Below are 12814 nucleotides of genomic sequence, written 5' to 3'. Positions count from 1 at the left end.
GCGGGGCACGCGAAGCCTCCGGGACGGCGGTGCCGTCCCGGAGGCTTCGTCGGCTCGGCCGTCAGCCGTTGGAGAAGCGGCCCGCCTGGGCGAGGAGCTGCTCCGCGTCGTCGGTCGGCGGGTAGATCCAGATCGCGTTGATGTTCTGCTTGAGGGTCTTGGCCTCCTCGCCGGTCAGCGCGACCCTGCGGTCCCAGCCCTCCGTGTAGACGGCTCCCGCGGGACCGAGGTCAAGGCAGGTGACGTAGGGGTCGGGGGTGAAGGGCAGCAGGGCGTCGCCCAGGAGGTCGGCGGCGACGTTGTGACCGGCGAACTTGCCCATGGGCAGGGCGTGCTGGCAGGACTGCGTCGTGGTGCGCCCGTCCTCGGCGGGGGCGAGCGCGGTGTCGCCGGCCGCGTAGACGTCGGGCACCCCGATCACCCGCAGGTGGGCGTCGACGCTCAGCCGTCCCAGGCGGTCGCGCTCGCCGGGGATCTGGGCGGTGAGGGGGCTCGCCGCCATACCGGCCGTCCACACGACCGTTGCCGCGGGGATCACTTCGCCGTCCGACAGGGTGACGTCCTGGCGGGTCACCGCCGCCACGGTGCGTCCCAGGCGGCGCTCGATCTTCAGTTCGTCGATCGCACCGTCGATGGTCGGGCGCGGGCCGGGGCCGAGTTCCGGGCCCACGACGTCGGCGAGGTCGACGAGGACGACCCGGACGTCCTCGGCCGCGCCCTGGCGGGCGGCGATCGCCCGGAGCCGTTCGCCCAGCGCGGTGGCGAGTTCCACGCCGGTGAAGCCGGCGCCGACCACGACGGCGGTGTAGCGGCCCATGGACGGCGCCCGGTCGGGCAGCCGCCGGAGGTGGTGGTCGAGGGCGGCCGCCGCCGGAAGGGTGTCGACGTCGAAGACGTCCTGGGAGCCGGGGAACTCCGGCCGCACCAGCTGGCTTCCCGTGGCCAGCACCAACTTGTCGTAGGACAGGTCCAGTTCCTCACCCGTGCGCCCCACGGCGCGTACGGTGCGCGCCTCGGTGTCGATCCCCGTGACGGTCGCCGTGACCCGGCGGACGCCGATCGGGCCGAGGACACGGTCGAGGGCGACCCGCATGCCGTCGGGGGCGTCCTCGTACAGGCGGGGGCGGATGACCAGGTCGTCGCCGCCGCTGACCAGCGTCACCCGCAGGTCGTCACCGGCGTCGCCCGCCTGACGGGCGGCCCGCACGGCTCCCGCCGCGCTCCACACGCCGGCGAAGCCGCCACCGATGATCAGGACATCCTTCATGAACTACTCCGTTGTCGAAAAGGGCCGCCGGCGATCACACGCGGGGCTGGTCCGGCGCCGGTGAGTGCTGCAGCACGGAATTGACACTCTGCAGTGAGGCGCCCACAACGAACATACCGTTGAGATCAACACCTTGTCACACGGGGTCATCCGACGCTTCCTGTCACACATCCCTGGCCTCCCCGGTCAGTAGTGCGTAGGCGCCCCCTCGACAAGGAGATCATCATGGAGCCGCGTCTCGACTACTTCGGCCACCCCCTCGCGGGCAAGGTGCTGAGGCACATCAACTCGGCCGGCAAGCTGGTCGCGGACTCGGCCCTGCCTTCCGCGACCCAGGAACTGGTGAAGATCAGGGCCAGCCAGATCAACGGCTGCGGTTTCTGCACCGACATGCACACCAAGGACGCCACCGCCGCCGGGGAGACCGCCCAGCGCCTCCACCTGGTCGCGGCCTGGCGCGAGGCCAAGGTGTTCACCGAGGCCGAGCGCGCCGCGCTGGAACTGGCGGAACAGGGCACCCGCATCGCCGACGCGGCCGGCGGTGTCACCGACGAGGCCTGGGCGAACGCCGCGAAGCACTTCGACGAGGAACAGCTCGTCGCGCTGCTCTCCCTCATCGCCGTCATCAACGCCTACAACCGCGTCAACGTCATCAACCAGCAGCCCGCCGGCGACTACCGGCCCGGCCAGTTCGGCTGACAGTGTCACACACTGTGTTCGGATCGCCCGGGGACCCGGTGCCGGCCGGCCTGCGCGCCCTTCCCCGTCCCGTGGCCGCGGTGGTGGGCGCCGGTGGCGTGCTCGGAGCGGCGCATGTCGGCGTCGGACACGCGCTGGAGCAGCGCGGGTTCGTCCCGGACATGATCATCGGAACCTCGGTGGGTGCCCTCAACGGGGCCATCGCGGCCGCCCACCCCGACCGGGCCGCGCCCTGGCTGGACCATGTGTGGACGCGGTTGCGTCGCCGTGAGGTGTATCCGCTCGGCCATCTGTCCTCACGGGCCAGTGTGTTCACCGATCGTGGCCTGCGCCGGCTGATCGCCCGAGCCGGGCTGCCGCCCCGGATCGAGCAACTGGCGGTCCCCTTCACGGCGGTGGCCATGGACCTGGGCACCGGCGCCGCGGTGCTGCTCGACGAGGGAGACCTCGAGTCCGCGCTGCTGGCCAGCGCGGCCATTCCCGGGATGCTGCCCCCGGTGGACCGTGCGGGCCGGACGCTCGTCGACGGCGGGGTGGTCGCCTATGTCCCGGTCCGGGCAGCCCTGCAGGCCGGGGCGGCCAGCGTGGTGGTCATCGCGACCGGGCCGGAGAGCTCACCGCCGGGCCCCCTCGGTCCGCGCCGGCGTGCCGGTGCGATCGCCGCCAGGGCAGGGCTGCTGCTGTTGCACCATCAGATCGAGGGTGATCTGCAGGAGGTGGCCCGGCACATCCCGACCGTCGTCCTGCCGACAGGCATCGAGACCTGGCCCGCACCCTGGGACTTCGGCCACTCGCAGCGGCTGATCAGCACCGCCTCCCGCACGGCGGGGCGCTTCCTCGACGGGCTGCGCGTCAGCGGGCCGGGCCTGTACCGGGTCGACGGCCCTGCGGCCGGGTCCGCCGGTCCGGATCACGTATCCACTACTTCCGCAGGGGGAGTCGACCTGTGAGTGCCATCGCGTTCCTCAACATCGCCATGCACGGACGCGTCAACCCGACCCTCCCGGTCGTGGCCGATCTCGTCCGGCGCGGCCACACCGTCACGTACCACACCTCGCCCGCGTTCCGCGGGGAGATCGAGGCCGCCGGGGCGACCGTGTGCCTCTACCCCGGGGGCGACCAGCCGCTGCCCGATCCGCCGACGCCGCTCACCCTGCTGGAGGGGCTCGCGGGCGCCGCCGTACGCATGCTGCCCGCCGTGCTCACCGATCTGCGCCGCGTCCGGCCCGACCTGATCGTCCACGACAGCGCCTGTCCGTGGGGGGCGGTCGCCGCCCGTGAACTCGGGGTGCCGGCGGCGTCGTCGTACACCACCTTCGCGTTCGACCGGCACGTGCCCAGCCCCACCCACGGCTCGTGGGACCTGCTGGCCGAGGCGAGGACCCGCCCCCGCACCCTCCGGGGCTATGTGCGGTCCCGCTGGGAGCTGCACCGCCGCTTCGACGCGCGGGGGTTGCCCCTGGTCGACCTGGGGAACATCCGCCAGCCGCTCAATCTGGTCTACACGTCGCGGGAGTTCCAGCCCGCCGTCGAGGACTTCGACGGGTCCTACCGGTTCGTCGGCCCCAGCGTCGGCGCCCGGCCGGCCGACCCGTCGTTCCCGGCCGACCGGCTCCAGGACCCGGTCCTGTACGCCTCGCTGGGCACGGTGTTCAACGCCGACCCGCACCTGCTGCGCGGCCTGGCCACCGCGCTCGCCCCGCTGGGCGGCACCGTGATCGTCTCGACCGGGCAGACCGATCCCGACGCGCTGGGGCCGCTGCCGGCCAACGTGCTCGTCCGCCGCTCCGTGCCGCAGCCGGAGGTGCTGGCCCGCGCGGCGCTGTTCGTCACCCACGGCGGGATGAACAGCGTCAACGAGGCCCTGTACGCCGGGGTTCCGATGCTGGTGGTCCCGCAGGGCGCCGACCAGCCGATGGTGGCCCGTCGCGTCGTGGAGCTCGGCGCCGGACTGTCGATCCGGACCCGGGACGTCGCCAGGGGCGCCGTGCGCACGCTCGCCCGGCGCCTGCTCCAGGAAGACCGGTTCCGGGCGGCCGCGGGCACCCTGCGGGCCGCCCAGCGGAAGGCGGGCGGGCATCGGCGGGCCGCCGACGAACTCGAGCGGTATCTGCGAGCGGTCGGCCCGGTCGGCCGGCCGGCGCCCGTCGATCCGTCAGGGCGAGGCTGAGCGATGTCATCCGTCGTCGTCCTGCTGCTGTGCGCCGGGCTGTCGGAGGCCGCCGGGCGCATCCTGCCGCTGGTGTCGCACCGGCCCGGCATGTCACGGACCGTCGTGGCCGGCCTGGTGCTGACCGGTGGCGTCGTCGAGGGTGTGGTGTTCGCGCTCTGGCCGCTGACCGCGTGGACCCTGGCCGAGGTGGTGGTGTCCTCGCCACCGGGCACCGAGCCGGTGTGGACACCCGGCCTGGTCGCCCCGCTCGTGCTCTCCGCCGTCCTCGCGTTCCCGTTGCTCGGGCCCCTGCTCCACCTGCTGCTCTTCGTGGGGGTAGGAGCCGGTCTGGCCGAGCCGCTCGCGGCGGCGAGCGGGCTCGGCTGGTGGGACGCCGCCGGGTGCGTGGCCCTCGCCGGGGCCGGGCTCGGTGTCGCCGTGGAGACCGTGCGCCGTCTGGTCGTGAGGATCAGTACGACGCGTGCACCGGAGGCACTCGTATGAACGACCTGCTGCTCTGGCTCTGCCTGCTGGGGCCGGTGCTGCTCGCCGAAGGACTGCTGGCCCGCTACGAGGTGATGGCGTACGGCGCGGGCTGGCGGGCCCCGGTCACCGAACTCCCGGAGGGCGTGCCCTACGCCCGGGGCGCGGCCCCCGACAGTCCGCCCGCCGCCTACGTGGTCTACCTGGACGGCATCGGCAAGCGTCGCGTCCGCGACACCCGGGACGGCGGCCGGCTGGTCGAGGCCGTGCTCGCCGGGGCGCCGGAACTGCGGGTGCTGGGACAGGTGCAGCCCTACTCGCCGCTGGCCGACCCGCTCGCCGACCGGCCGGTGTGGGCGTGGCTGCGCCACCACGTCGGGCTGGTGCTGTTCCTGCACAACGTCATGCAGATCTTCGTCGCCGCCGACCACCGGTACCGCCCCCTGTACAACCGGGCCGTCGGCTCCCAGATCGCCACCCAGCTCCGGCTCGCCGGCTACTCGCCCGGCAGCGGCATCCCCGTGGTGCTGCTCAGCTACAGCGGCGGCGCCCAGGTCGCCACCGGCGCGGTCGACGCGCTCCACACCCGACTGGGCTGCCCGCTCCTGCTGATCACGCTCGGTGGGTTCCACAACGGCGCGAACGACCTCACGCACGCCGCGCACGTGCATCAACTCACCAGTGCGAGCGACCGGATCGAGCGGGTCGGCACCTGGATCTTCCCCCAGCGCCGGCGTCTGTTCCGGCGCAGCGGATGGAACCGCGCCCGCCGCGCCGGGAAGATCACCGTGCATCGGCTCGACCCCGCCACACACCTCGGACCCCGCAGCTACATCAGCCCCGTGGGCCTGCTGCCCGACGGCCGCAGCTACCTCGACCACACCGCCGACACCGTGATCGCGCTCGTCCGCGCCTTTCACGGCGCGACCGCGCAGACGAACGAGCCGTTGCCCGGAGGGCATTGAGCGACGGAGCCGCGCGAGCTCCTCGACCGTCAGTGGTGGACGAGGAGCATCACGACGTGCCCAGGTGGGTCGCAAGGAGACACAGCACACCGTCGTCGCGGCACGGCGCCGGTGTCACAACATGGGTGAGTGGATTGTCGTACGTAGTGCATACGGCGACTTCGCCGTCACCAGGACGCCAGGACACCAGGGGCGCGCCGCCCCGTCGACGAAAAGGGATCCAGATGAGGGTAGTTGTCGCCGGGGCCACCGGCCGGATCGGCTCCAGGACGGTTGCGAGGCTCCGTGACCACGGGGTGGAGGTCGTGCCCGTGTCACGCCGTCACGGTGTCGACGTGATCACGGGAGACGGTCTGGGCGAAGCCCTGCGGGGCGCCGAGGTGCTGGTGGACGTCACCGACGCGCCCACACGCACCGAGGGGGCGGGCCTTCAGTTCTTCCACACCGCCACGACCAATCTGCTGGCCGCGGCGGTCGCGGCCGGTGTGGAGCACCACATGGTCCTCTCCGTCGTGGGAGCCGACTGGCTGTGGTCGGACTACTTCCGCGCGAAGCTGCTCCAGGAGGAGATCGTACGGAACTCGCCCGTTCCCCACTCGATCGTGCGGGCCACGCCGTTCTTCGAGTCCATCGAAGTCATGGTGGAGAAGAACACCGTCTACGACCGCGTGCATGTCGCGCCGGTGCTCGTGCAACCCGTGTCGACGGACGACGTGGCCGTCGCCGTCGCCCATGTCGCCGTGGGCCTTCCGCGGTTCGGCGTCCTCGAGACCGCCGGCCCGGACGTGCGTCGCCTCGACGACCTCGCAGGCGAGGTGCTGACGGCCCGCCGGGACGGGCGAGTCGTCGTTCCCGACCCACAGGCCCGTTACTTCGGTGCCGAGTTGGAGGAACGGACGCTGCTGCCCGGGGCGGACGCCCACGTGGGCCAGAAGTCGTTCACCGAGTGGCTCGCGCAGCCCGTCGTCCCGGAGACACTGTCATGAGTGACCCCGCCCGGCCCGCGGAGCCCTTCGCGACGAGTGAGCTCGACCAGCTACCCGACCCCGACGCCGAGGAGACCGCGGAATGGCAGGCGTCGCTCGACGCCGTCATCCGGCACGCGGGGCCCGATCGCGCCGTGTACCTGCTGCGGCGCGTGTACGAGTACGCGGCCAGGTCCGGCGTGGCCCTGCCGGGACTGCTGTCCACGGACTACGTCAACACGATCCCGGCCTCGTCCCAGCCGGCCTTTCCGGGTGACGTCGCCATGGAGTCGCGCATCACCGCCCTGAACCGTTGGAACGCCGCCGCGATGGTGACCCGCGGTTCCCGGCTGGGACTCGGCGGCCACATCTCGACGTACGCTTCGGCGGCCTGGCTCTACGAGATCGGCTTCCACCACTTCTTCCGGGGCAAGGACCGCGACGGCTCGGGTGACCAGCTGTACCTGCAGGGGCATGCCTCACCCGGCATCTACGCCCGGGTGTTCCTCGAAGGGCGCCTGAGCGAGCGGCAGTTGGACGGATTCCGGCGAGAGGCCGACGGTCATGGACTGCCGTCCTACCCGCACCCCAGGCGCCTGCCGTGGCTGTGGGAGTTCCCGACGGTGTCCATGGGTCTCGGCCCGCTCGCCGCCGTCTACCAGGCCAGGTTCAACCGCTACCTGCACGACCGGGGCATCAAGGACACCTCTGCCTCCCGGGTGTGGGCCTTCCTCGGCGACGGAGAGACGGACGAGCCCGAGTCGACCGCGGCGCTGACGCTCGCCGCCCGTGAGGGGCTCGACAACCTCACCTTCGTCGTCAACTGCAACCTGCAACGCCTGGACGGCCCCGTACGGTCCAACTCGAAGATCGTCCAGGAGCTGGAGGCCCGGTTCCGTGGCGCGGGCTGGCATGTGGTGAAGACCCTCTGGGGCGAGGCCTGGGACCCCGTACTGCGACAGGACACCGACGGTGCCCTCGTCCACCGCCTAGGCGAGGTGCCCGACGCCCAGATGCAGACGTACGCCGCCCGGGACGCCGCGTACATCCGCAAGCACTTCTTCACCGGCGACGCGCTGTCCCGCCTCGCGGCGGGCCTGAGCGACGCACAGCTCACCGACCTGTTCGCGAACTCCCGGGGCGGCCATGAACCCCTCAAGGTCTACGCCGCCTACCGGGCCGCCGTCGAGTACGCGGGGAAGCCGACCGTCGTCCTCGCCCAGACGGTGAAGGGCCACACCCTGGGAGCGGCCTTCGAGTCCCGCAACGCCAACCATCAGATGAAGAAGCTGACCATGGCCCAGTTCCGCCAGATGCGCGACGCGCTGGAACTGCCCATCCCGGACAGCGCGCTGAGCGGGGACCTGGTGCCGTACTGGCACCCCGGTGAGGACTCCGAAGAGGTGCGGTACCTGCGTGACCGGCGATCCGATCTGGCAGGGCCCGTCCCCGTCCGCAGGGTGGTGAACAAACCGCTCGAGCAGCCGCCGTCCGCACGCTTCGAAGCCCTCCTGAAGGGCTTCGGCACGCAGGAGGTGGCCACCACCATGGCCCTGGTCCGGCTGGTCAAGGACCTGATGCGGGACAAGGAGACCGGGCAGCGCTGGGTGCCGATCATCCCGGACGAGGCACGCACCTTCGGCATGGAAGCCCTGTTCCCGACGGCCGGGATCTACTCGCCGCAGGGGCAGACCTACGAACCGGTCGACGCGGACCAGCTGCTCCACTACCGCGAGGCCAGGAACGGCCAGCTCATCGACGAGGGCATCACCGAAGCCGGTTCCCTGGCCGAGTTCACGGCGGCGGCGACCTCGTACGCCACACACGGCGAACCCATGATCCCCTTCTACATCTTCTACGCCATGTTCGGTTTCCAGCGCACCGGTGACCAGTTCTGGGCGCTCGCCGATCAGATGGGACGCGGATTCGTCATCGGAGCCACGGCCGGTCGGACGACCATGACCGGCGAGGGACTGCAGCACGCCGACGGGCACTCACATCTGCTGGCCTCGACCAATCCGGCGGCGGTGAGCTACGACCCGGCCTTCGCCTACGAGATCGGGGTGATCGTCAGGGAAGGGCTGCGACGGATGTACGGCAAACAGCCCGAGGACGTCTTCTACTACCTGACGGTCTACAACGAGCCCAAACGGCAGCCCCCCATACCCACCGGGTCCTCGGTCGAGGAGGGCATCCTGCGCGGCCTGTACCTGTTCCGACAGGCGGAGCCCGGCGACGCGGGGCCGCGGATCCGGTTGCTGGCCTCCGGTACGGCCATCCACTGGGCGCTGGAAGCCCAGGAGTTGCTGACGTCCCAGTGGGAAGTCCGCGCCGACGTCTGGTCGGTGACCTCCTGGACGGAGCTGCGCCGCGACGCCCTGGAGGCCGACCGGGCGCGGCTGCGGGGAGAGGAGCGCGTTCCGTACGTGACGGCTGCGCTGTCGGGCACCGAGGCACCCGTCCTGGCGGTCAGCGACTGGATGCGGCAGGTGCCCGATCAGATCGGTCAGTGGGTGGAACAGGACTACTCGTCCCTGGGAACGGACGGCTTCGGGCTCTCGGACACCCGGGATGCGGTGCGCCGCTATTTCCGGGTGGACGCCGAGTCGATCGTCGTCGCCGCCCTGGACCTGTTGGCCCGGGCCGGCGCCGTCGCCCCGGAGACGGTCGTCAAGGCGCGCGACCGCCACGGCCGGCAGGGCTGAGCACCCCTCGGACACGTGTGGAGCCGCGACGGATTTTGCACGGCGGGCGAGTGCACCCTTCTCCCTCGGATGTGTCCGTCGTCCCTCTCGACCCCGCTGCCCGCGGAGCCGTTTCTGGATGTGGCCCCGCGTCACGTACCGAGGTGATCGGGGAGCTGGTGAGTTCCGGGATCGGCCGCTGTCACAACCCGGGTGACTTGTCGGTCAACCAGCTGTCCGAATCCCCGGACGTCCTCACGAGCAGAGGTGCGTGACACATGAAATCCGGCATGATTCGCCCGCTGGGCTCCTACCGCAGCCGCGATGTCGACGGAGGCCTGCGTTGACCGAGGAGATCCGGTTGCCCGAGCTGTCCGTCACCAAGGACTTCGACGGAGAGTCCTTCGCCCCCCTTTACACCACGACGGTGAGGGTGAGCGGTGGGATCGCGAGTCACGGGCGGGCCTCGGGGCGGGCACGCTCCGACGACGGAGTCCTGGATCTCGACCTGCGCATGCCTGCCGAACTGGGAGGAGACGGCCGGGGAACGAATCCCGAGCAGCTGTTCGCGGCCGGATTCGCCGCCTGCTTCCACGGGGCGCTGAGCCTGGTGGCGCGACAGGCCGGGCTCGATCCCGCCGCGATCTCCGTGGAGGCGACGGTGGCGTTCGGGCGGGACCCGGGAGACGGCGGCTACTTGTTGCGCGTCGACCTGGTGGTGAACTGGCCGGACGTCGACCGTGAGATCGCCGCCCCACTCCTGGAGACCGCCGATTCGCTGTGCCCCTACGCGAGGATGGCCTGGGAGGGGACGCCGACGACGATCACGCTGGCTCCCTAGCCGGCGCCGGTCCCGGGCAGTGTCCGGAGCCGCCGTGCGTCCCTGCCGACGCACGGCGGCTCGTCACACGACGGCCCGCCCGACCGGGACGGGTGCGGGCCCCGCGGCGGCGGCCGTTCACGCCTGCCGGTGACCCCGGTCGGTGTCGAACTCGGCCCAGGCCCGGCCCCACTGCGCCCCCCGGCGCACCTCCAGCCGCACCCGAGCGACCCACCAGCCGCTCACCACCAGCAGGCCCAGGCCTCCCCCGGTGGCCACGCCGACGGCCGCTCCGTGGGACCTGGCCCGGGCCGGGGTGGGCGGCGCAGGACGCGAACGGCCCTCGTCGTCGAGCCACACCGTGACGGGCGAGCCCGCTCTGCTGCCCGCTGCCACGGGAGCCTCACCGGTCTGGACGGAGCCGTCGGTGGTCGTCCACCGCACGGTCGCCCGCGCGTCACCGTCCGCCGTACCGGAGAGCCGTGACGGCGTCGCGGGGGCGGCGTCCTCGACGAGGCGCGCGGCGGTACGGTGCAGGCCCCGCGCCTGGTCGAGAGCGGAGCGCTCGGCGACGTCGGCCGTCACCACGCCCACCGCGGGCGCCGCGAGCAGCAGCGTCACCGCTGCCACGCCGATCCACGCCTCGACGACGTCGGAGCGCCGTCTGAGCGGGTTGCGCCGCCAGCGCCAGAGCGGCACCCTGCCACCTCGTTTCAGCATGTGTGTATCCCTCCGGGCACGGCGGACTGCGAGGACGGAAGCGATCAGGCGGAGGGACACGGGGCGCGCAGATGGGCCCGCCCCGGACGCTCGTGTGCGTCGGCTCCGGGCTCGCACAACTTGCTTCACAGGGAAGACAGAGCGGGGACCGCGTCTGTGACATGCCGTGTGCAAAAGGTTTCACATGTGCGTGTGTCTCCTTGTCTTAGCGGTAGCGGGACGAGTCACGGCATCCCGACGCGCCTCACCGCCGAAAGGAAGAGTGATGAACGCACGCATCGTGTCCGTGGGGGAGGGCCGGCGCCTCGCCCGCTCCATCACGGTCGGTCCTCATGCGCTGACCGCGGACGTCAAGAGCCTGCGGCTGACCAGCGGCCTGGAGCCCTGCCAGGTGAAGCAGCTGCTGGCGGTGGCGGGGCGCTGTCCCGTGCACCGTCTCCTGACCCGGGAGGTCCCGGTCGTCACCGTGCCCACCGTCATGACCCGGCCCTCCCCGCCTTTCGGCCGGACACTGCCGCAAACCCGGTCAGGAGGGGAACCACAGGTCGGCGTCGGCTGCCTCCGCGACGGCTCGTCCGTCCGATCCGAGGCCCCCTGGAAGTACTCGGCGTTGATGGCCGTGAAGTGCGCCCAGCGCTCCGGGACGTCCGCTTCCGGGAAGATCGCCTCGACCGGGCAGCCTCGCCGACCCCCGCACCGTCCAGATCGTCGCCCAGGGCGCCGCCCGGGGCATCGACGACCTGGAGCGCTACGGCATGGCCTTCGCCCGTGAGGAGGACGGCCGGATCTCCCAGCGGTTCTTCGGCGCGCACAAGTTCCGGCGGACCGCCTTCGCCGGCGACTCCACCGGTCTGGAGATCCAGCGCACCCTCGTCAAGCGTGCGGAGCAGCTCGACGTCCCCGTGCTCGACGGTGTCTGCGTCACCCGGCTGCTGGTGCACGACGGCGCCGTCTTCGGTGCCTACGGGCTTCGATCTCACGAGCGGACGGCGCCACCTGATCCACGCCGACGCGGTCGTCCTGGCCGCGGGCGGCCACACCCGCATCTGGCGGCGCACCTCCTCACAGCGCGACGAGAACACGGGCGACTCCTTCCGGCTGGCCGTGGAGGCCGGAGCCCGCCTGCGCGACCCCGAACTGGTCCAGTTCCCATCCCTCCGGGATCATCGAGCCGGAGAACGCGGCCGGCACCCTGGTCAGCGAGGCCGCCCGGGGCGAGGGCGGGATCCTGCGCAACGCCCTCGGGGAACGCTTCATGGCCCGCTACGACCCGGACCGGATGGAGCTGTCCACCCGCGACCGCGTGGCACTGGCCTCCTACACGGAGATCAAGGAAGGCCGCGGGACGCCCAAGGGCGGGGTGTGGCTCGACGTCTCCCACCTCCCCCGGCAGACGATCATGAACCGGTTGCCCCGGGTGTACCAGACGATGCTCGACCTGCAGATGCTGGACATCACCCGCGAGCCCATCGAGATCGCTCCCACCGCGCACTACTCGATGGGCGGGGTGTGGGTGCGTCCGGAGGACCACAGCACCGATGTGCGGGGCCTGTACGCCATCGGCGAGGCGTCGAGCGGGCTGCACGGCGCCAACCGCCTCGGCGGGAACAGTCTCATCGAGCTGCTGGTCCACGGCCGTATCACCGGGCGCGCGGCCGCCGCCTACTCGGAGTCCCCGACCGCGCAGCCGCGGTCGGCGTCGGCGGCGGCCGAGGCCCGCGCCGAGGTCGACGAACTCCTCGCCGCAGACGGCCCGGAGAACCTCCGCGCCCTGCAGCGCGCCATCCGCACCACGATGACCTAGTGCCGCGGGAGTCGTCCGCGACGAGGAGGGCCTGCGCGCCGGGCTGGCGGAACTCGAGGTGATCGAGAAGAGGTGGTGAATCTCGTGTGGTCCCCGACGACCGGTATCACCCGCGAAAGCATTCCGGCCGTCCCGGACGAGATCTCCTCCCTGATGGAAGAAGTCTCTACCGAAGGAAAGCTGGCCGAATAGCGGCCCATTGTCACAACTCGAACCACTGTCCTGTCTTTTCCAGTGAACCTCCGAGAGGAATCC

At 71.7% G+C, this 12814-nt stretch carries 10 protein-coding genes and 1 pseudogene; 9 read left to right on the top strand and 2 right to left on the bottom strand.

The features are described 5' to 3' along the window. Positions 1–61: 61 nt before the first annotated feature. A complete protein-coding gene (locus tag ACIRF9_RS18265; protein WP_403822665.1) occupies positions 62–1267 on the bottom strand; it encodes an NAD(P)/FAD-dependent oxidoreductase in 1206 nt (401 codons plus the stop codon). A gap of 225 nt (positions 1268–1492) precedes the next feature. On the opposite strand from ACIRF9_RS18265, the gene ACIRF9_RS18260 reads away from it, so the two are divergent. From ACIRF9_RS18260 to ACIRF9_RS18225, 8 genes are all read left to right on the top strand, one after another. Beyond that, positions 1493–1966 carry a carboxymuconolactone decarboxylase family protein gene (locus ACIRF9_RS18260; protein WP_403822662.1) on the top strand — a complete coding sequence of 158 codons (474 nt, stop codon included), beginning with the start codon at positions 1493–1495 and terminating at the stop codon, positions 1964–1966. A gap of 14 nt (positions 1967–1980) precedes the next feature. After that, the gene (locus ACIRF9_RS18255) at positions 1981–2916 is read left to right on the top strand and encodes a patatin-like phospholipase family protein (RefSeq protein WP_403822659.1); all 936 of its coding nucleotides are present in this window, start codon (positions 1981–1983) and stop codon (positions 2914–2916) included. Continuing rightward, positions 2913–4136: a macrolide family glycosyltransferase gene (locus tag ACIRF9_RS18250; protein WP_403822656.1), complete on the top strand. Its 1224-nt coding sequence runs from the start codon at positions 2913–2915 to the stop codon at positions 4134–4136. The genes ACIRF9_RS18255 and ACIRF9_RS18250 overlap by 4 nt, the downstream gene beginning before the upstream one ends. 3 nt (positions 4137–4139) lie before the next feature. Beyond that, positions 4140–4622 carry a hypothetical protein gene (locus ACIRF9_RS18245; protein ID WP_403822653.1) on the top strand — a complete coding sequence of 161 codons (483 nt, stop codon included), beginning with the start codon at positions 4140–4142 and terminating at the stop codon, positions 4620–4622. Further along, positions 4619–5566, top strand: a complete 948-nt coding sequence (locus ACIRF9_RS18240) for a hypothetical protein (RefSeq protein WP_403822650.1) — start codon at positions 4619–4621, stop codon at positions 5564–5566. Before ACIRF9_RS18245 ends, ACIRF9_RS18240 begins: the two co-directional genes overlap by 4 nt. Positions 5567–5790: 224 nt before the next feature. Then, positions 5791–6552 (top strand): SDR family oxidoreductase, encoded by a 762-nt coding sequence (locus tag ACIRF9_RS18235; RefSeq protein WP_403822647.1) that lies wholly within the window; start codon positions 5791–5793, stop codon positions 6550–6552. Next, positions 6549–9236: a pyruvate dehydrogenase (acetyl-transferring), homodimeric type gene (gene aceE / locus ACIRF9_RS18230; RefSeq protein WP_403822645.1), complete on the top strand. Its 2688-nt coding sequence runs from the start codon at positions 6549–6551 to the stop codon at positions 9234–9236. The genes ACIRF9_RS18235 and aceE overlap by 4 nt, the downstream gene beginning before the upstream one ends. 322 nt (positions 9237–9558) lie before the next feature. Beyond that, on the top strand, positions 9559–10056 hold the full coding sequence (locus ACIRF9_RS18225) for an Ohr family peroxiredoxin (protein ID WP_403822643.1): 498 nt from the start codon (positions 9559–9561) through the stop codon (positions 10054–10056). Positions 10057–10173: 117 nt separating this feature from the next. Here ACIRF9_RS18225 and ACIRF9_RS18220 read toward each other — a convergent pair whose 3' ends face one another. Then, positions 10174–10755 (bottom strand): hypothetical protein, encoded by a 582-nt coding sequence (locus tag ACIRF9_RS18220; protein ID WP_403822640.1) that lies wholly within the window; start codon positions 10753–10755, stop codon positions 10174–10176. Positions 10756–11435: 680 nt separating this feature from the next. Between ACIRF9_RS18220 and ACIRF9_RS18215 the strand changes: the two are divergent. Continuing rightward, a pseudogene (locus tag ACIRF9_RS18215) lies at positions 11436–12751 on the top strand (FAD-binding protein); the annotation flags it as partial. Between the last annotated feature and the right edge of the window lie 63 nt (positions 12752–12814).

Source organism: Streptomyces sp. NPDC096132, assembly GCF_044763345.1.
Classification (GTDB): domain Bacteria; phylum Actinomycetota; class Actinomycetes; order Streptomycetales; family Streptomycetaceae; genus Streptomyces.
This window is presented reverse-complemented; position numbering and strand designations above follow the sequence as displayed.

Bases quoted from the DNA above. Each gene is read 5' to 3' on its own strand.
- ACIRF9_RS18265 (WP_403822665.1), bottom strand. From the start codon at position 1,267: ATGAAGGATGTCCTGATCATCGGTGGCGGCTTCGCCGGCGTGTGGAGC.
- ACIRF9_RS18260 (WP_403822662.1), top strand. From the start codon at position 1,493: ATGGAGCCGCGTCTCGACTACTTCGGCCACCCCCTCGCGGGCAAGGTG.
- ACIRF9_RS18245 (WP_403822653.1), top strand. From the start codon at position 4,140: ATGTCATCCGTCGTCGTCCTGCTGCTGTGCGCCGGGCTGTCGGAGGCC.
- ACIRF9_RS18240 (WP_403822650.1), top strand. From the start codon at position 4,619: ATGAACGACCTGCTGCTCTGGCTCTGCCTGCTGGGGCCGGTGCTGCTC.
- ACIRF9_RS18235 (WP_403822647.1), top strand. From the start codon at position 5,791: ATGAGGGTAGTTGTCGCCGGGGCCACCGGCCGGATCGGCTCCAGGACG.
- aceE (WP_403822645.1), top strand. From the start codon at position 6,549: ATGAGTGACCCCGCCCGGCCCGCGGAGCCCTTCGCGACGAGTGAGCTC.
- ACIRF9_RS18220 (WP_403822640.1), bottom strand. From the start codon at position 10,755: ATGCTGAAACGAGGTGGCAGGGTGCCGCTCTGGCGCTGGCGGCGCAAC.